Annotated in this window: 20 protein-coding genes, 1 tRNA gene and 1 riboswitch; of the genes, 15 read left to right on the forward strand and 6 right to left on the reverse strand. The window is 70.2% G+C overall.

Features of this window, described 5'->3' with window-relative positions:
- Positions 1-34 precede the first annotated feature (34 nt).
- The 6 genes from ABZ939_RS10290 (at position 35) to ABZ939_RS10315 (ending at position 4,527) form a co-directional block, all read left to right on the forward strand.
- On the forward strand, positions 35-1,006 hold the full coding sequence (locus tag ABZ939_RS10290; RefSeq protein WP_361851896.1) for an ABC transporter substrate-binding protein: 972 nt from the start codon (positions 35-37) through the stop codon (positions 1,004-1,006).
- Positions 1,007-1,251: 245 nt separating this feature from the next.
- A complete protein-coding gene (locus tag ABZ939_RS10295) occupies positions 1,252-2,250 on the forward strand; it encodes an iron ABC transporter permease (RefSeq protein ID WP_361851899.1) in 999 nt (332 codons plus the stop codon).
- Complete coding sequence (locus tag ABZ939_RS10300; RefSeq protein ID WP_361851364.1) at positions 2,247-3,047, forward strand: ABC transporter ATP-binding protein; 801 nt, start codon at positions 2,247-2,249, stop codon at positions 3,045-3,047. Before ABZ939_RS10295 ends, ABZ939_RS10300 begins: the two co-directional genes overlap by 4 nt.
- Before the next feature lie 44 nt (positions 3,048-3,091).
- Positions 3,092-3,187: a putative leader peptide gene (locus ABZ939_RS10305; RefSeq protein ID WP_329120100.1), complete on the forward strand. Its 96-nt coding sequence runs from the start codon at positions 3,092-3,094 to the stop codon at positions 3,185-3,187.
- A 96-nt stretch (positions 3,188-3,283) separates the two neighbouring features.
- Positions 3,284-3,571: a MoaD/ThiS family protein gene (locus tag ABZ939_RS10310; protein ID WP_329120102.1), complete on the forward strand. Its 288-nt coding sequence runs from the start codon at positions 3,284-3,286 to the stop codon at positions 3,569-3,571.
- 5 nt (positions 3,572-3,576) lie between these two features.
- Complete coding sequence (locus tag ABZ939_RS10315) at positions 3,577-4,527, forward strand: cysteine synthase (protein WP_361851366.1); 951 nt, start codon at positions 3,577-3,579, stop codon at positions 4,525-4,527.
- Between the two features lie 43 nt (positions 4,528-4,570).
- Here the strand turns inward: ABZ939_RS10315 and ABZ939_RS10320 are convergent, their stop codons facing one another.
- Positions 4,571-5,095: a type II toxin-antitoxin system PemK/MazF family toxin gene (locus ABZ939_RS10320; RefSeq protein ID WP_361851368.1), complete on the reverse strand. Its 525-nt coding sequence runs from the start codon at positions 5,093-5,095 to the stop codon at positions 4,571-4,573.
- A 188-nt stretch (positions 5,096-5,283) separates the two neighbouring features.
- On the opposite strand from ABZ939_RS10320, the gene ABZ939_RS10325 reads away from it, so the two are divergent.
- Positions 5,284-6,036, forward strand: coding sequence for an MBL fold metallo-hydrolase (locus tag ABZ939_RS10325; RefSeq protein WP_361851370.1), 753 nt, complete (start codon positions 5,284-5,286; stop codon positions 6,034-6,036).
- A gap of 69 nt (positions 6,037-6,105) precedes the next feature.
- On the opposite strand, the gene ABZ939_RS10330 is transcribed toward ABZ939_RS10325, so the two are convergent.
- Together ABZ939_RS10330 and ABZ939_RS10335 are read right to left on the reverse strand one after the other, a co-directional pair.
- Positions 6,106-7,371: a PTS transporter subunit EIIC gene (locus ABZ939_RS10330; protein ID WP_361851372.1), complete on the reverse strand. Its 1,266-nt coding sequence runs from the start codon at positions 7,369-7,371 to the stop codon at positions 6,106-6,108.
- Positions 7,372-7,660: 289 nt separating this feature from the next.
- Positions 7,661-8,971, reverse strand: coding sequence for a PTS transporter subunit EIIC (locus tag ABZ939_RS10335; protein ID WP_361851374.1), 1,311 nt, complete (start codon positions 8,969-8,971; stop codon positions 7,661-7,663).
- 236 nt (positions 8,972-9,207) lie between these two features.
- Between ABZ939_RS10335 and ABZ939_RS10340 the strand changes: the two genes are divergently transcribed.
- The 4 genes from ABZ939_RS10340 (at position 9,208) to rdgB (ending at position 11,330) form a co-directional block, all read left to right on the forward strand.
- Complete coding sequence (locus ABZ939_RS10340; protein WP_033308152.1) at positions 9,208-9,441, forward strand: PTS glucose/sucrose transporter subunit IIB; 234 nt, start codon at positions 9,208-9,210, stop codon at positions 9,439-9,441.
- A gap of 75 nt (positions 9,442-9,516) precedes the next feature.
- Positions 9,517-10,248 (forward strand): ribonuclease PH, encoded by a 732-nt coding sequence (rph, locus tag ABZ939_RS10345; RefSeq protein WP_361851377.1) that lies wholly within the window; start codon positions 9,517-9,519, stop codon positions 10,246-10,248.
- Between the two features lie 82 nt (positions 10,249-10,330).
- Positions 10,331-10,708 (forward strand): hypothetical protein, encoded by a 378-nt coding sequence (locus ABZ939_RS10350; RefSeq protein WP_361851379.1) that lies wholly within the window; start codon positions 10,331-10,333, stop codon positions 10,706-10,708.
- A gap of 19 nt (positions 10,709-10,727) precedes the next feature.
- On the forward strand, positions 10,728-11,330 hold the full coding sequence (rdgB, locus tag ABZ939_RS10355; RefSeq protein WP_361851381.1) for an RdgB/HAM1 family non-canonical purine NTP pyrophosphatase: 603 nt from the start codon (positions 10,728-10,730) through the stop codon (positions 11,328-11,330).
- Position 11,331: 1 nt separating this feature from the next.
- Here the strand turns inward: rdgB and ABZ939_RS10360 are convergent.
- Together ABZ939_RS10360 and bcp are read right to left on the reverse strand one after the other, a co-directional pair.
- Positions 11,332-11,415 (reverse strand) — tRNA-Leu (locus tag ABZ939_RS10360).
- Between the two features lie 36 nt (positions 11,416-11,451).
- The gene (gene bcp / locus ABZ939_RS10365) at positions 11,452-11,919 is read right to left on the reverse strand and encodes a thioredoxin-dependent thiol peroxidase (RefSeq protein WP_361851383.1); all 468 of its coding nucleotides are present in this window, start codon (positions 11,917-11,919) and stop codon (positions 11,452-11,454) included.
- 121 nt (positions 11,920-12,040) lie between these two features.
- Between bcp and ABZ939_RS10370 the strand changes: the two genes are divergently transcribed.
- From ABZ939_RS10370 to ABZ939_RS10380, 3 genes are all read left to right on the forward strand, one after another.
- Positions 12,041-12,364: a DUF3618 domain-containing protein gene (locus ABZ939_RS10370; RefSeq protein WP_361851385.1), complete on the forward strand. Its 324-nt coding sequence runs from the start codon at positions 12,041-12,043 to the stop codon at positions 12,362-12,364.
- Between the two features lie 46 nt (positions 12,365-12,410).
- Entirely contained in the window at positions 12,411-12,749 is a 339-nt protein-coding gene (locus ABZ939_RS10375; RefSeq protein ID WP_189600978.1) for a co-chaperone GroES, read from the forward strand.
- A 95-nt stretch (positions 12,750-12,844) separates the two neighbouring features.
- A riboswitch (guanidine-III (ykkC-III) riboswitch) is annotated at positions 12,845-12,919 on the forward strand.
- Between the two features lie 33 nt (positions 12,920-12,952).
- Positions 12,953-13,273, forward strand: a complete 321-nt coding sequence (locus ABZ939_RS10380; RefSeq protein WP_361851387.1) for a multidrug efflux SMR transporter — start codon at positions 12,953-12,955, stop codon at positions 13,271-13,273.
- Between the two features lie 59 nt (positions 13,274-13,332).
- Here the strand turns inward: ABZ939_RS10380 and ABZ939_RS10385 are convergent, their stop codons facing one another.
- Positions 13,333-15,714, reverse strand: a complete 2,382-nt coding sequence (locus ABZ939_RS10385; protein ID WP_361851389.1) for a transglycosylase domain-containing protein — start codon at positions 15,712-15,714, stop codon at positions 13,333-13,335.
- A 163-nt stretch (positions 15,715-15,877) separates the two neighbouring features.
- Between ABZ939_RS10385 and ABZ939_RS10390 the strand changes: the two genes are divergently transcribed.
- On the forward strand, positions 15,878-16,678 hold the full coding sequence (locus ABZ939_RS10390) for an ABC-2 family transporter protein (protein ID WP_361851902.1): 801 nt from the start codon (positions 15,878-15,880) through the stop codon (positions 16,676-16,678).
- The last annotated feature ends 34 nt before the right edge of the window (positions 16,679-16,712 follow it).

A 16,712-nucleotide genomic window follows, 5' to 3' on the forward strand; every position in this document is an offset into this window, starting at 1 on the left:
GGACGTGGAAATCCCCGGAGGAGGCATGTCCGTCATGACCTGGCGCCGCCCTACCCTGCTGCCCGCAGCCGCCCTCGTCCCACTGCTGGCCGCCTGCTCGGCCCCCTCGGCACAGGCCCCCGCGGCGAAGGCCGCACCGGGATTCCCGTACACCGTCTCCAACTGCGGTGTGAAGACGACCTTCCAGGCCCCGCCGAAGCGGGCCGTCACCATGAACCAGCACGTCACCGAGGTCGTGCTCGCCCTCGGCCTGGAGAAGTCCCTGGCCGGCACCGCCTACCTGGACGACCGGATCCTGCCCGCGTACAAGAAGGCGTACGACACGGTGCCGGTCCTCGCGAAGGAGTACCCCTCCAAGGAGGCGCTGCTCGCCGCGAACCCCGACTTCGTCTACGGCGGCTACGCCTCCGCGTTCGACGCCAAGGCCGGCCGCAGCCGGGACGACCTGAAGGCGGCGGGCGTCGAGACCCGCCTGAACATGGAGTACTGCCCCTCGGGCGCCTCCTCCCTCGCCGACCTCTACCGGGAGGTCGACGAGGTCGGCCGGACCTTCGGCGTCCCCGACCGCGGCGCGCGGTGGACGGCCGACGCGAGGAAGACCGTCGCGGCGACCGAGAAGAAGCTGACCGGGATCGCCCCGGTGTCGGTCTTCGTCTACGACAGCGGCGACAAGACGGCGTTCACCGCCGGAGGCAAGGGCATCGGCAACGAGCTGATCACCCGCGCCGGCGGACGCAACGTCTTCGCCGACCTCGACAAGCCGTTCGGCGACGCGACCTGGGAGCAGGTCGTCGCCCGCAAGCCGGACGTGATCGTCATCTACGACTACGGCTCGACGACCGTCGAACAGAAGAAGCAGCGCCTCCTGGAGGACCCTGCCCTCAAGGACGTCCCGGCGATCAAGAACCGGCGCTTCGCCGTCATGCCCCTCTCGGACGCGGTCCTCGGCGTACGCGTCCCGGCGGCGATCGAGAAGCTCGCGACCCAGCTCCACCCGACGCGGTGACGTCCGCGACGCCGCCTGAGGCGGCGGCAGCCCCGAGCCGGACGGGCACCGCGTCCGGCCCGGGCTCGGCGGGCACCGCGTCCGACCTGGCGGCGGCGGGCACTGCGTCCGGCCCAACGCCGACGGGCACCCCGTCCGGCCCGGCGCCGACCGGTACCGCGTCCGATCCGGCGCCCGCAGCCCGCCGCTTCGGCTGGTCCGGCCCCACCGGGTCCGGCCCCGCGAGGCACCGCCCCGCGCGGTACGTGCTGGTCGTTGTCGGGCTGGTCGGCGGGCTTGCGCTCGCCGTCGTCGCCGGGGTCGCCCTGGGGTCGGTACGGATACCCGTGGGCGAGGTCGCCGCGATCCTCACCGGTCGCGCCGAACCCTCCCCGGCCCGCACGATCGTCCTCGACGTCCGGCTGCCCCGCGTCCTGCTCGGCGCGGTCGTCGGCGCCGGGCTCGCCGTCGTCGGCACCGTCCTGCAGGCCCTCGTCCGCAACCGCCTCGCCGACCCCTTCCTGCTCGGGATCTCCTCCGGCGCGTCGACGGGCGCGGTCGCCGTCCTCGTCCTCGGCATCGGAGGGGGCGTGACGACCACCCTCGCCATGCCCGCCGGGGCCTTCGCCGGCGCCCTGCTCGCCCTGGTCCTCGTCTACGCCCTGGCCCGCCGCGGCTCCACGATGACCGGCTCGAGGCTCGTCCTCGCCGGCGTGGCCGTCTCGTACATCCTGTCCGCGCTGACCACCCTCCTCCTCGTCCTCGCCGGCCGGCCCGAACACCTCCAGGAGGCGATGTTCTGGTCCCTCGGCGGCCTCGGCAGCGCCCGCTGGGACACCCTCGCCCTGCCGGCCGCCGTCCTCGCCCTCGGCGTCGCCGCCCTGCTCACCCTCGCCCGCCCGCTCGACCTGCTCCTCGTCGGCGAGGAGGGCGCGACCGTCCTCGGCCTGGACACGGCCCGCTTCCGCGCCGCCGTCTTCGTCCTGGCCTCCCTCGTCACCGCCGTCATGGTCTCGGTCAGCGGAGCCGTCGGCTTCGTCGGCCTGATGGTCCCGCACGCCGCCCGGATGCTGGTCGGCGCCCCGCACCGCCGGCTGCTGCCGGTCGCCGCGCTCGGCGGGGCGCTCGCCCTGATCCTCGCCGACCTGGCCGCCCGTACCGTCGCCGCGCCGCAGGACATCCCCGTCGGCGTCCTCACCGCCCTGACCGGCGGCCCGTTCTTCCTCTGGCTCATGCGCCGCCGCGCGGAAGGGAGCCCGGTATGACCGACACCGGCAGGACCGAGCTGCGTACCGAGGCGCTCTCGTACGGGACACGGCTGCACAGGGTCGACATCACCGCCCGCCCCGGCGAGACCGTCGGACTCGTCGGCCCCAACGGCAGTGGCAAGACCACCCTCCTGCGCTGCGTCTACGGCACCCTCACCCCCACCTCCGGCCGCGCCCTCCTCGACGGCGTCGACGCGCACACCCTGGGACCCAAGGCGCGTGCCCGGCGGATCGCCACCGTCCCGCAGGACGGCGAGGCCGAGTGCGAGCTGACCGTCCACGAACTGGTCGCCCTCGGCCGCTCCCCGCACAAGCGCTTCTGGGAGGGCGACACGGGGGAGGACCGGGCACGTGCCGAGGCGGCGCTCGCCCGCGTCGGCATCGCGGAACTCGCCGAACGCCCGTTTCCCACCCTCTCCGGCGGCGAGCGCCGCCGCGCCCTCGTCGCCCGCGCTCTCGTCCAGGAGCCGGCCCTCCTCGTCCTGGACGAGCCCACCAACCACCTGGACATCCGCTACCAGCTGGAAGTCCTGGGCCTCGTCCGCGACTTGGGCACCACCAACCTCCTCGCCCTGCACGACCTCAACCTCGCGGCCCTCTACTGCGACCGCCTCTACGTCCTGGCCCAAGGCCGGGTGGTCGCCGAGGGCCCGCCCGCCGAGGTCCTCACCCGGGAGCTGCTGGCGACCGTCTACGGGGTGGAAGCCGAGGTCGTCCCGCATCCGAGGACCGGTACTCCGACCGTCCTCTACCTCCCTGGTCCGCCTGTCGAGCGCGATCTGTCCGTCATGTGAGATCACATTCCGGAACCCGGACCGGGAATCGATACGATGACCGCATGGTTTCCCACGACGTGAGCGAAGTGACGCCGGGCAGCGTGCTGCTCGTGGCGCGGTTGCACGTCGACCTGTGCCGCCTCGCCAGCGCGATGTGAGCGGGGGCGCACCAGCGCACCCAGGAGCACGACCCCCCGCGCGGGGGCATTCAGAGCCGCGCGCCTTTCACGCCACTTCCGACAGGAGCCCATGCCATGGCCATCGAGGTCCGCATCCCGACCATCCTCCGCACCTACACCGACGGCGCCAAGGCCGTCGAGGGCAGCGGTGCGACGCTCGCCGAGCTCTTCACCGACCTCGAGACCCGTCACGCGGGCATCCAGGCCCGGATCGTGGACGAGGCCAAGGGCGGCGAGCTGCGCCGCTTCGTCAACGTCTACCTCAACGACGAGGACGTCCGCTTCCTCGACGGCATCAACACCAAGCTGACCGACGGCGACAACGTCACGATCCTGCCGGCCGTGGCCGGCGGCATGGTCTGATCCACATGCGTTACGACTCCCCGCTGGCGGCGGTCGGCAACACGCCGCTCGTCCGGCTGCCCCGGCTCTCGCCCTCGGACGACGTCCGTATCTGGGCCAAGCTGGAGGACCGCAACCCCACCGGCTCGGTCAAGGACCGCCCCGCGCTCCACATGATCGAGCAGGCCGAGAAGGACGGCCGGCTCACCCCCGGCTGCACCATCCTCGAACCGACCAGCGGAAACACCGGCATCTCGCTCGCGATGGCGGCCAAGCTCAAGGGCTACCGCATCGTCTGCGTCATGCCGGAGAACACCAGCGAGGAGCGGCGCCAGCTGCTCGCCATGTGGGGCGCCGAGATCATCTCGTCCCCCGCGGCGGGCGGGTCGAACACGGCGGTACGGGTCGCCAAGGAGCTCGCGGCCGAGAACCCCTCGTGGGTGATGCTCTACCAGTACGGCAACCCGGACAACGCGGGCGCCCACTACGCGGGCACCGGCCCCGAGATCCTCGCCGACCTGCCCTCGATCACGCACTTCGTGGCGGGTCTGGGCACCACCGGCACCCTGATGGGCGTCGGCCGCTTCCTGCGCGAGCACAAGCCGGACGTCAAGATCGTCGCCGCCGAACCGCGCTACGACGACCTGGTCTACGGCCTGCGGAACCTGGACGAGGGCTTCGTGCCCGAGCTGTACGACGCCTCCGTCCTCACCACCCGCTTCTCGGTCGGCTCGGCCGACGCCGTGACGCGTACCCGGGAACTGCTCCAGCAGGAGGGCATCTTCGCCGGCGTCTCGACGGGCGCGGCGCTGCACGCGGCGATCGGCGTCGGCAACAAGGCTGTCAAGGCGGGCGAGAGCGCGGACATCGTCTTCGTCGTCGCGGACGGCGGCTGGAAGTACCTGTCGACCGGCCTCTACACGGCGGCGACCACGGAAGAGGCGATCGCCACGGTCCAGGGCCAGCTCTGGGCGTAGCGCCGGCCGCGGCCCGCACCGCGGCCCCGTAGCCGCACCCGGGTCACGAAAGATGGCGGACCTGGTCCCACACGACCGGGTCCGCCGTTCCCACTCTGCGGCGGAACTCCCACAGCGGGACCTCCCGCAGCTCGTCCGTCTCCAGGAAACTCGGCCGTCCCTGCGCGTCCCCCACCGACCCCGGCGGGAGCGCGATCACCCCCGGCCGCTCGTCGTGGTACTTGCTGGTGATCTTGGCGACGCGCACGCAGTCCCCCTGCAGCGAGAGCACCAGGCACGGACGGTCCTTGGCCCGCCCGTCTCCCGCCGCCGCCCCACCCGACGCGCTGCGCGCGGCACCTTTCGACAGTGGCCCGTCCTCGTAGGGCACGTTCGCCCACCAGATCTCGCCCGCCCGGGGGAGCCGAGCGGGTGCCTTCCCCGGCGCGCGCGGCCGGGCCGGGGGCCGCGCGGGCGGGCGCGTCCGGCCACCGGGCCGCCGGCCCGAGCGCTTCAAGCCGTCCGCCAGCGCCACGACCAGCGCGATCACCACGACCGCGACGAGCGCCGGCCACCAGGACGTGTCCATACCCCAAGACGTTACCGGCGACCCGTACCCCGCGCTCTCCCGCCCCAGGTCCATCCGAACCGGTGACAGAGCCCGTGAGTTCGCCCACAACGGGACGCCGCGGAGGAGCGACGAGCCCTGCCGCGCCTTACGCTCGACGCATCGCAAGACCTCCCCCGCCGCTCTCCGCCCCCGGAGGTTCACGCTCCATGAAGCTCACCGTCGTCGGTTGCTCCGGGTCGTTCCCGTCTGCGGATTCGGCCTGCTCGAGCTACCTCGTAGAGGCCGACGGCTTCCGGCTGCTCCTCGACATGGGCAACGGCGCCCTGGGCGAGCTGCAGCGCCACATCGGTCTGTACGACCTCGACGCCATCTTCCTGAGCCACCTCCACGCCGACCACTGCATCGACATGTGCGGGTACTTCGTCGCGCGCTACTACCGCCACGAGGGCGGCCGCTGCGACGCCATCCCCGTCTTCGCCCCGGAGGGCGCCGAACAGCGCCTGACCACGGCGTACGCGGACACCCCCTCGGACAAGTCGATGAGCGAGGTCTTCGACTTCCAGACGCTGAAGTCCGGCTCCTTCGAGGTCGGCCCGTTCTCCGTCCGTACGGAGAAGGTGTGCCACCCGGTCGAGGCGTACGGCATCAGGATCGAGCACGGCGGCCGTTCGCTCACGTACTCGGGTGACACGGGCGTCTGCGACGCGCTGCACGAACTGGCGGACGGCACGGATCTGTTCCTGTGCGAGGCGTCCTTCACCCATGGCAAGGAGGACATCCCGGCCCTCCACCTCAACGGCCGGGAGGCGGGCGCGGAGGCGGCTCGCTCGTCGGTGGGCCGGCTGGTGCTGACCCACATCCCGCCGTGGACGGACGGCGAGCAGAACCTGGCGGACGCGCGGGCGGTGTACGACGGGCCGTCGGAGCTGGCATACGCGGGCGCGGTCTACGAGATCTGAGTACGGAACGACCGAAGCCCCCGCCCTTCCGAGGAAGAGCGGGGGCTTCGGCGTGCGCGGCGTACCGGCTTACTTCGCCTCGGCCTTCTGCAGCTCGGCGAGCTCCTCGTCGGACTCGCGGCCCGGCGTCGGCAGGTTGAACTTGGTGATCGCGAAGCGGAAGATCACGTAGTAGACCGCCGCGAAGCAGAGGCCGACCAGGGCCAGACCCCACGGGTTGCTCGCGATACCGAGGTTCAGCGCGAAGTCCACCGCACCGGCGGAGAAGCCGAAGCCGTCCTTCATCCCGAGCGCCCAGGTCAGCGCCATCGAGACGCCGGTCAGGACCGCGTGGATCGCGTACAGCACCGGGGCGATGAACATGAAGGTGAACTCGATCGGCTCGGTCACACCGGTGACGAAGGAGGTGAGCGCGAGGGAGAACATCATGCCGCCGACGACCTTGCGGCGCTCGGGGCGGGCGCAGTGGACGATCGCGAGGCAGGCCGCCGGGAGGGCGAACATCATGATCGGGAAGAAGCCGGTCATGAACTGTCCGGCGGACGGGTCGCCGGCGAGGAAGCGGGCGATGTCACCGTGCTTGCCCTCGAACTCACCCGCCTGGAACCACGGGAACGAGTTCAGCAGGTGGTGCATGCCGATCGGGATCAGCGCACGGTTGGCGACACCGAAGATGCCCGCGCCGACGGCGCCGGAGCCGACGAGCCACTCACTGAGGTTGTGCAGACCGGTGCCCAGGACCGGCCAGATCACACCGAAGACGATGCCGACGATCAGACCCGCGAAGGCGGAGAGGATCGGGACCAGGCGGCGACCACCGAAGAAGCCCGCCCAGTCGGGCAGCTTGGTCCGGTAGAACTTCTGGTACAGCAGGGCGACGACGATGCCCATCACGACACCGCCGAGGACGCCGGCGTTGACCGGGGCGTCGCTCATGACGATCTTGCCGTCGACGACGGAGGCGACCTGCGGCAGGTTCTCGTCGGTGAAGGTGGCGAGCACCTTCTGGAAGACCAGGTAGCCGGTCACCGCCGCGAGCGCGGTGGAGCCGTCCGACTTCTTGGCGAAGCCGATCGCGATACCCACGGCGAACAGCAGGGCCATGTTGTCGAGGATGGCCCCGCCACCGGCCGCCATGTAGCCGGCGAGCTTGTTGATGAAGTCCGGGAACGACTCCTTGCCGAGCATGTCGGGCTGGCCGAACCGCACCAGGAGCGCGGCGGCGGGCAGCACCGCGACCGGCAGCATGAGGCTGCGACCGATGCGCTGCATGACAGCCATCGGGCCGGGGCCCTTCTTCTTGTCGGCCGCGGGCGCGGCACTGGCCGTAGACACAACTTCCTCCTGGGGGTACCCCCGGCCGGAAGGCTGGGGGAGGGCAAGGCGCCGCCAGGGGACTGGTGTTACGGGGGACGGCGGCGTCTCGGGGAACGCGGTGGTCTGGACCGCGTGGTCTACACCAATGAGTGGTGTAGACCTGTTTTAGCACGTGAGACTTAGATAAGGAACCTGCGAATTCTGTGTGGCCGAGCCATAGCGGGGAGTGAACGACGAAAGGCCCTCGGACCAGGAGGTCCGAGGGCCCTGAGGGGCTCCGTGCGCGGGGTCGAAAGCCCCGGATCGGCTACGCCTTGGTGACGTCCCGATCCATCTCCTCGCCCAGCTCGTCCGGCTCCCGCCCCGGCGTCGGGAGATCGAACTTGGTGATCGCGAACCGGAAGATCACGTAGTAGACGAGGGCGAAGGCCAGGCCGATCGGAATGATCAGCCACGGCTTCGTCGCGAGGTTCCAGTTGATGACGTAGTCGATCAGCCCCGCCGAGAAGCTGAAACCGTCCTTCACCCCCAGCGCCCAGGTCACGGCCATCGACACGCCCGTGAGCAGGGCGTGGATCGCGTAGAGCACCGGGGCGATGAAGAGGAACGAGTACTCGATCGGCTCGGTGATGCCGGTGACGAAGGACGTCAGGGCGACCGAGAGCATCAGGCCGCCCACCTCCTTGCGCCGGTGCGGCTTGGCGCAGTGGGTGATCGCCAGGGCGGCCGCCGGGAGTGCGAACATCATGATCGGGAAGAAGCCCGTCAGGAACTGGCCGGCGTTCGGGTCGCCCGCGAGGAACATGGGGATGTCGCCGTGGACCGTCGTCCCGTCCGGCTTCTCGTACGTGCCGAACTGGAACCAGATCGGCACGTTCAGGAACTGGTGCAGGCCGATGACCAGCAGAGCCCGGTTCGCGACGCCGAAGATGCCCGAGCCCCAGGCGCCCAGGCCCACCAGCCAGTCGCTGAAGTTCTCCAGCGCGTCGCCGATCGGCGGCCAGACCCACAGACACAGGGACGCGAAGGCGATCGCCACGAACGTCATGATGATCGGCACGAGGCGGCGGCCGTTGAAGAAGCCCAGCCAGTCGACGAGCTTCTTCCGGTGGTAGCGCTGCCAGAACCAGGCCGTGAGCAGACCGATGATGATGCCGCCGAAGACGCCCGGGTTCTGGTACGTGTACCCGCTGAACGCTTGCTCGGGCGCGAGGCAGCCGCCGTCGATGTCCGCCGTTCCGGGCGGGCAGTCCTCCGGGAACTGGCGCAGCACGTTGTAGTAGACGAGGAAGCCCACGGTGGCGGCAAGCGCCGTCGAGCCGTCCGCCTTCTTCGCCATGCCGATGGCGACACCGATGCAGAACAGCAGAGGGAGGCCGAGGTTGCCGTCGAGCAGGGCGCCTCCGGCGCCCGCCATCACCTTCGCGACGTTGTCCCAGCCCAGTCCGTCCTGTCCGAAGACGTCCGGCTGTCCGAGGCGGTTGATGATGCCGGCCGCCGGGAGTACGGCGATGGGCAGCTGGAGGCTGCGGCCCATCTTCTGCAGCCCCTGGAAGAGGCCGCCCCACATCGACTTCCTGGGTGCGGCGGCGGCGCTGTCCGTACTCTCCGTGCTCATCGGCGTCCTCCCTGACCCGGAACAAGCCGGGCCCGACTCACGTTGCACACTGGTGTAGACCAGTTGCGATAGGCTCCCCGAGGCCCCCCGCGGGCAGGGTGCCGGTGATCGTCATCATTGGGCAGAACGAGGGCAATCGCTCGCGAAGTTGGGCCAACCGTGGGTTACCGTGACAAAGCGGACCATCGGTGCGCCGTGACTCACGTTTCTTGAACGGAACGGACAGGGAGAAACACATGGCCAGCAAGGCTGAGAAGATCGTCGCCGGGCTCGGCGGCATCGACAACATCGAAGAGGTCGAGGGCTGCATCACCCGTCTGCGCACCGAGGTCGTCGACCCCGCGAAGGTCGACGAAGCCGCCCTCAAGGCCGCCGGCGCCCACGGCGTCGTGAAGATGGGCACCGCGATCCAGGTCGTCATCGGCACCGACGCCGACCCCATCGCCGCCGACATCGAAGACATGATGTGAGCCACTCCCGCACCTGAGAGAGGGCCCGTTCCGGCAGGGGAACGGGCCCTCCTTCCGTACGGCTACGCTCGAGGCATGTCTCGTATCGACGGCCGTACCCCCGAACAGCTCCGCCCCGTCACCATCGAACGCGGATGGAGCAAGCACGCCGAGGGCTCCGTCCTCATCTCCTTCGGCGACACCAAGGTCTTCTGCACCGCCTCCGTCACCGAAGGCGTCCCGCGCTGGCGCAAGGGCAGCGGCGAGGGCTGGGTCACCGGCGAGTACTCGATGCTGCCCCGCGCCACCAACACCCGCGGCGACCGCGAATCCGTCCGCGGCAAGATCGGCGGCCGCACCCACGAGATCTCCCGCCTCATCGGCCGCTCCCTGCGCGCCGTCATCGACTACAAGGCGCTCGGCGAGAACACCATCGTCCTCGACTGCGACGTCCTCCAGGCCGACGGCGGCACCCGCACCGCCGCGATCACCGGCGCCTACGTCGCCCTCGCCGACGCCGTCTCCTGGGCCCAGGGCAAGAAGCTCGTCAAGGCCGGCCGCAAGCCGCTCACCGGCACCGTCGCCGCCGTCTCCGTCGGCATCGTCGACGGCACCCCCCTCCTCGACCTCTGCTACGAGGAGGACGTCCGCGCCGAGACCGACATGAACGTCGTCTGCACCGGCGACGGCCGCTTCGTCGAGGTCCAGGGCACCGCCGAGGCCGAGCCCTTCGACCGCAAGGAGCTCAACGCGCTCCTCGACCTCGCCTCCGGCGGCTGCGCCGACCTCGCCGACATCCAGCGCAAGGCGCTCGAAGGAACTCTGTAGGGCGCCACCGCGTCTCCTTGAACACGGGCGTACGGCCTGAGCCGTACGCCCGTACATCCATATCCCCTGGGGAGGACCAGTCTTGAAGCGCCGTCTCGCACTCGCCGTGGCCTCGGCAGCCGTACTCACCACCACCCTCGTCGGCTGCGGAGCCCTCGACAAGGCAATGGACTGCGTCGCGACCGCCGACGCGATAGCCACCAGCGTCGACAAGCTCCAGCAGGCCGTCTCCAGCGCCTCCAACGACCCGACGCAGCTCAACGAGGCCCTGAACGACATCTCCACCGAACTCGACAAGCTCAAGGACACGACCGACAACGCGGACCTGTCCAAGGCCGTCGACGACCTCACCAAGGGCGTCGAGTCCGTCAAGACCGCCGTCAACAACGGCGACACCACCCCGGACATCAAGCCGATCACCGACGCGGCCACCGAGATCGGCAAGGTCTGCACCCCGTAGCCCCGTAGATACTGGGGACATGACCCGCCTGATCCTCGCCACCCGCAACGCGGGAAAGATCACCGAACTCCACGCTATCCTCGCCGACGCGGGCCTCACCCACGACCTCGTCGGCGCGGACGCGTACCCGGAGATCCCCGACGTCAAGGAAACCGGCGTCACCTTCGCCGAGAACGCCCTCCTCAAGGCCCACGCCCTGGCCCAGGCCACCGGCCTGCCGGCCGTCGCCGACGACTCCGGCCTCTGCGTCGACGTCCTGAACGGCGCCCCCGGCATCTTCTCGGCCCGCTGGTCCGGCACCCACGGCAACGACCGCGCGAACCTGGACCTGCTCCTGGCCCAGCTCGCCGACATCGACGACGCCCACCGCTCCGCCCACTTCGCCTGCGCGGCGGCCCTCGCCCTCCCCGACGGCACGGAACGCGTGGTCGAGGGCCGGATGCCGGGCACCCTCCGCCACGCCCCGGTGGGCACGAACGGCTTCGGCTACGACCCGATCCTCCAGCCGGAGGGCTACGAGGTGACGTGCGCGCAGCTCTCCCCGGAGGAGAAGAACGCGATCAGCCACCGGGGGAAGGCGTTCAGGGCGCTCGTTCCGGTGGTGCGGGAGCTGCTGGGCTGAGTGCGGCCGGGGGGACTCGAACCCCCACGGGTGTTACCCCACTGGGACCTAAACCCAGCGTGACTGCCAATTCCACCACGGCCGCCTGGTGCCCGGTCATGTTACTGGCCGGGCACCCGAATCAGATCCCCAGGTCCTTGATGATCTTGGCGACGTGGCCCGTCGCCTTCACGTTGTACAGGGCGCGCTCGACCTTGCCGGACTCGTCGACGATCACCGTCGAGCGGATCACGCCCGTGACCGTCTTGCCGTACAGCTTCTTCTCGCCGAAGGCGCCGTACGCCTCGAGGACCTCCTTGGACGGGTCGCCGACCAGCGTGACCTTCAGGTCCTCCTTCTCACGGAACTTCGCCAGCTTCTCCGGCTTGTCCGGCGACACGCCGATGACGTCGTAGCCGGCGCCCGCCAGCAGCTCCAGGTTGTCCGTGAAGTCGCAGGCCTGCTTCGTGCAGCCCGGGGTGAGCGCGGCGGGGTAGAAGTAGACGATGACCTTGCGGCCCTTGTGGTCCGCGAGCGAGATCTCGTTGCCGTCCGCGTCGGGCAGGGTGAAGGCGGGGGCGGTGTCGCCGGGCTGAAGTCGCTCGCTCATGGCTCTCCTCGGAGTATGTACGCGTACACACTCGAGCCTAATGGGGGCCTGAGACAGACCTCGGGCCTCGAAACTGAGAGACTGTCCGTCAACGACCGATTACGACTACGGAGGCAGCGCGGTGTCGGAGGCCAGGACCCCTGCGCAGATCGAGGCGGACATCGTCCGCCGGCGCGAGCAGCTCGCCGTCACTCTCGACGAGATCGGCATTCGGGTGCACCCGAAGACGATCGTCGGCGACGCGAAGGCGAAGGTCGCCTCCACGGTCGACCACACCGTCGGGCGAGCGTTCGTCGCCGTCAATCGGACCGTGTCCGATGTGAAGGCACGCTTCACCCATGAAGACGGCACACCCCGCCTGGAGCGGGTCGTCCCGGCGGCGCTGGTCGCCGCCGCGGCCGTCGTCGGGCTGCTCGCGGTCTCGACGCGCAAGCGCAAGGGATGACCGCTCCCGAGTACGGCGGGCGCGGCCGGGCAGGTAGGTTCGAGTCGTGAGCGAGAACACCCACGACAAGCTGCCCATCCGGATGCTCCACGACCGTGTGCTGGTCCGCACCGACTCCCCCGAGGGGGAGCGGCGCTCGGGCGGCGGCATCCTGATTCCGGCGACCGCCGCCGTCGGACGCCGGCTGGCCTGGGCCGAGGTCGTCGCGGTCGGCCAGAACGTCCGTACGGTCGAGACCGGTGACCGGGTTCTGTACGACCCCGAGGACCGCGCCGAGGTCGAGGTGCGGGGCGTCGCGTACGTCCTGATGCGGGAGCGCGATCTGCACGCGGTGGCCGCGGACCGGTTCGAGGGCTCCAAGGACACCACCGGCCTGTACCTCTAGGCCCGTACCTCTAGACCTGCCCTCTGGACCTGCTGCCCTCCGGACCTGCCTGACGCGAAGACCTGGTGACCGGTGTCACCAGGTCTTTTGTATGGATTTTGCTACCCTGGAGCCACCCGACGAGACGCGCCGTACCGGGCTTCACGCACGACCTGCAAAGACGACGCACCCCTGTTGTTCCGTCTCGCGGAGGTGCTGTCGTCATGGCCTGGATTCTTCTCATCGTCGCCGGTCTGCTCGAGGTCGGCTGGTCGATCGGCATGAAGTACACCGACGGGTTCACCCGCCTCTGGCCCAGTGTCTTCACGGGCGCCGGGATCGTCGCCTCCATGATGCTGCTGTCGCATGCCGCCAAGACGCTGCCGATCGGTACGGCGTACGGCGTCTGGGTCGGCATCGGCGCGGCCGGTGCGGCGGTGCTCGGCATGGTGGTGCTCGGTGAGCCGGCGACCGCCGCGCGGATCTTCTTCGTCTGTCTGCTCCTGGTCGCGGTGGTGGGTCTGAAGGCGACCTCGGGTCACTAGGGGGTGTCTCGTCGATCAGGCCGGATCAGGGCCGGGTCGACGCTGATCCACGGACAGCCCTAGCTCGGCGAGGCGGCTGCCGGCGACAGCGCCGACGGTGGGGGAGCGGGTGCCGGGGCGGTGGTGGAGGGCGTGCTGCCCTCTGCCCCGCCCGTACCGTCGCCGTCCGTTCCTCCTTGGGTGGCGGTGGGCTCCGGTTGCGGCTTGAGCGGCTGCGGCTGCTGCGGTTGTTGCGGCTCGGGCCGAACGGGCCGCTGAGGCAGCTGTGGTGACTGGGGTGCCTGGGGTGCCTGGGGTGCGTGCGGTGGCTGTGGGCGACCGTTCGTCCGCGGCGGCCCCTCCATCCCCTCGGCCGACTCCTCCCAGTCTCCCCAGTCCTCCCATTCCTCCTCGTACGGCATGTCCGGCTGCGTCGGCTCCACCGGGCCCCACGACTCCACCGCGCCCTCGCCGACCTGCAGCTCGAACTCCCGTGCTTCCGTCCCGGCCAGCGCCTCCCGTGTGAACTGCCCCCAGATCTCCGCGGGCGGCCCGCCCCCGTTGATCCGGGGCAGGCCCAGCGCCCCGTACAGCGACTTCTGTCGGCCCGTCACCGGGTCCTGGCCCATCATCGTGACCACCGTCGCGAGATCCGGGGTGTACCCCGCGAACCAGGCGGCCTTGTCGTCCTCCGCCGTGCCGGTCTTGCCCGCCGCCGGCCGGCCCGCGGACAGCGCCGCCTTACCCGTACCGAACTCCACGACGCTCCGCAGGACCGATGTCGTCGTGTCGGCGGCCTCCCGGCTCACCGCCTGCCGGCTCTCGGTGGCCGGCAGAGACAGCTCCTGGCCGTCCTTGGTGACCTTGTCGACGAGGGTGTACGCGCCGTGCCGGCCGTGGTTGGCGAGGGTGGCGTACGCCTCCGCCATGTCGAGGACGCTCGCGGTGGCGGTTCCCAGGGCGATGGAGGGGGAGGCGCTGAGGTCGGGGGTGTTCGCGGGCAGGCCGAGGGCGACGGCGGTCTGCTTGACCTTCGCGGGCCCGACGTCCACCGCCATCTGCGCGTACACCGTGTTGACCGAGTTGTCGGTGGCCGTGCGGACGGTGATGTCGCCGAACGACTCGTCGTCCTCGTTGCCCGGGGCGTAGTAGTCGCCGCGCCAGCCCTGCACGGGGCGCTGGTTGGTGCCGTCGTAGTACGTGTTCGGGGTGATCTGTTCGCCCTCCTGGGTGAACGAGCCGTGCTCGAACGCCGCCGTGAGGACGAAGGGTTTGAAGGTGGATCCGACCTGGTAGTCGCGGCGGGTGGCGTTGTTGACGTACTGCCTGGTGTAGTCGATGCCGCCGTACAGGGCGAGGACGCGGCCGGTCGCGGGGTCGATCGCGGCGCCCCCGACCCGTACGTAGCGGTCGGTGGGGTTCTGGGCGGCGTCGAGCTTCGACATCACCCGGTCCTCGACGGCCGTGACGAAGGCGTCCTGCTTCTCCTTCTCCAGGGTGGTGGTGATGCGGAAGCCGCCGCCGGCGAGGGTGTTCTCGTCGACGACGCCGTTGCTGGTCAGGTACTCCTCGACGGCCTGGACGAGGTAGCCGCGCTGCCCGGAGAGGCCATGGGCGGGGCGGGCGGTCTGCGGGGTGGGGAAGGCGGTCGCGGTCCGCTCGGCGGGGGTGAGCCACTTCTCCTTGACCATGCCGTCCAGGACGTAGTTCCAGCGGGCGAGGGCCTTGGTCATGCTCTCGGGGTGGGTGGCGACGTCGTAGGCGCTGGGGGCCTTGAGCAGCGAGGCGAGGTAGGCGCCCTGGGCGGTGTCGAGTTGTCCGGCGTCCTTGCCGAAGTAGGCGCGGGCGGCGGCCTGGATGCCGTAGGCGTTGCGGCCGAAGTAGCTGGTGTTCAGATAACCCTCGAAGATCTCGTCCTTGCTCTTCTCGCGGTTGAGCTTGATGGCGATGAAGAACTCCTTCACCTTGCGGGTGACGGTCTGCTCCTGGGCCAGGTAGTAGTTCTTGACGTACTGCTGGGTGATGGTGGAGCCGGACTGTCTGCCCTTGCCGGTGAGGGTGTTCCAGGCGCCGCGGACCATGGCCTTGGGGTCGACGACAGCCCGTTCGGAGTAGAAGTCGCGGTCCTCCGCGGCGAGTACGGCGTGCTGGACGGTCGCGGGGACCTGTGAGAGCCGTACGTTCTCGCGGTTGATCTCGCCGTCGCGGGCGATCTGGGTGCCGTCCTTGTAGAGGTACACGTTGGACTGGGCGATCGCGGCGGAGTTGGCGGGTGGGATGTCGACGAGCAGGTAGCCGGCGACGAGGCCGCCGGCGAGCAGCAGGGCGGTGAAGAGGAAGGTGCCGAGGAGCGCCCGCAGGATGCGTCGGGGGCGGGAGCGCCGTGGGCGCTTGGGGGGTGTGGCGGGGACGGTGGGGTCCCTGGGCGCCCAGCCGGGGCGGTGTGGCTGGTCGTCGCTCATGGTGGAGCTCCCGTACCGGATGAAGGGGATGGCTCCCCCATACTGCACGCAACGGGACAGAACCTGAGGAATGCGACTCGAAATCTACTCGCGGTGGCGGAATGCGGGGGGCTAGGGTCGTGCGCTTTGGTGCCGTCAGGACGGACAGGAGGGGACCGGCATGCTGCGGCTGTACGCGACGGTGGCCGCGGGTGGGTTCCGGCGCCATGCGACGTACCGGATGGCCACGGCGGCGGGGGTGTTCACCAACACCGTCTTCGGCTTCATCCTGTCGTACACCTATATCGCCCTGTGGGACGAGCGCCCGCAGCTCGGCGGCTACGACATGGCCGACGCGCTCGCCTATGTGTGGATCGGGCAGGGGCTGATCACCGTCTGCGGGCTGATGGGCGGCGGGTTCGAGGATGAGCTCATCGAACGGATCAGAACGGGTGACATCGCCGTCGATCTGTACCGGCCGGCCGATCTGCAGGGCTGGTGGTTCTCGGCCAACGCGGGGCGGAGCGCGTATCAGTTGCTGGGGCGCGGAGTGGTCCCGATGGCGGTCGGCGCGCTCGCGTTCGACTTCCGGCTGCCGGAGCGGGCGTCGACCTGGGCGGCGTTCCTGCTGGCGGTCGCGCTGGGTTCGACGGTGAGCTTCGCGATCTGGTACCTGGTCGCGATGAGCGCGTTCTGGCTGATGGACGGTCAGGGGGTGGTGCAGGTGGCATGGCTGGGCGGGCTGTTCTTCTCCGGGATGCTGCTGCCGCTGACCGTGTTCCCGGGCGTGCTGGGTGAGGTGGCGCGGATGCTGCCGTGGGCGTCGATGCTGCAGATCCCGGCGGATGTGTATCTGGAGAAGTACGAGGGGTGGGGGCTGCTCGGGGCGTACGCGTTCCAGCTCGGCTGGGCCGCGGTGCTGCTGGTGGCGGGGCGGCTGGCGCAGTCGCTGGCGACGCGGAAGGTGGTGGTGCAGGGTGGGTGAGTCCGCGCTCGGGGAGTCCTGGCGGACGTACCGG

Source organism: Streptomyces sp. NPDC046712 (assembly GCF_040645695.1).
Lineage (GTDB): Bacteria > Actinomycetota > Actinomycetes > Streptomycetales > Streptomycetaceae > Streptomyces.

Bases quoted from the DNA above. Each gene is read 5' to 3' on its own strand.
- ABZ939_RS10290 (WP_361851896.1), top strand. From the start codon at position 35: ATGACCTGGCGCCGCCCTACCCTGCTGCCCGCAGCCGCCCTCGTCCCA.
- ABZ939_RS10300 (WP_361851364.1), top strand. From the start codon at position 2,247: ATGACCGACACCGGCAGGACCGAGCTGCGTACCGAGGCGCTCTCGTAC.
- ABZ939_RS10305 (WP_329120100.1), top strand. From the start codon at position 3,092: ATGGTTTCCCACGACGTGAGCGAAGTGACGCCGGGCAGCGTGCTGCTC.
- ABZ939_RS10310 (WP_329120102.1), top strand. From the start codon at position 3,284: ATGGCCATCGAGGTCCGCATCCCGACCATCCTCCGCACCTACACCGAC.
- ABZ939_RS10315 (WP_361851366.1), top strand. From the start codon at position 3,577: ATGCGTTACGACTCCCCGCTGGCGGCGGTCGGCAACACGCCGCTCGTC.
- ABZ939_RS10320 (WP_361851368.1), bottom strand. From the start codon at position 5,095: ATGGACACGTCCTGGTGGCCGGCGCTCGTCGCGGTCGTGGTGATCGCG.
- ABZ939_RS10325 (WP_361851370.1), top strand. From the start codon at position 5,284: ATGAAGCTCACCGTCGTCGGTTGCTCCGGGTCGTTCCCGTCTGCGGAT.
- ABZ939_RS10335 (WP_361851374.1), bottom strand. From the start codon at position 8,971: ATGAGCACGGAGAGTACGGACAGCGCCGCCGCCGCACCCAGGAAGTCG.
- ABZ939_RS10340 (WP_033308152.1), top strand. From the start codon at position 9,208: ATGGCCAGCAAGGCTGAGAAGATCGTCGCCGGGCTCGGCGGCATCGAC.
- rph (WP_361851377.1), top strand. From the start codon at position 9,517: ATGTCTCGTATCGACGGCCGTACCCCCGAACAGCTCCGCCCCGTCACC.
- rdgB (WP_361851381.1), top strand. From the start codon at position 10,728: ATGACCCGCCTGATCCTCGCCACCCGCAACGCGGGAAAGATCACCGAA.
- bcp (WP_361851383.1), bottom strand. From the start codon at position 11,919: ATGAGCGAGCGACTTCAGCCCGGCGACACCGCCCCCGCCTTCACCCTG.
- ABZ939_RS10380 (WP_361851387.1), top strand. From the start codon at position 12,953: ATGGCCTGGATTCTTCTCATCGTCGCCGGTCTGCTCGAGGTCGGCTGG.
- ABZ939_RS10385 (WP_361851389.1), bottom strand. From the start codon at position 15,714: ATGAGCGACGACCAGCCACACCGCCCCGGCTGGGCGCCCAGGGACCCC.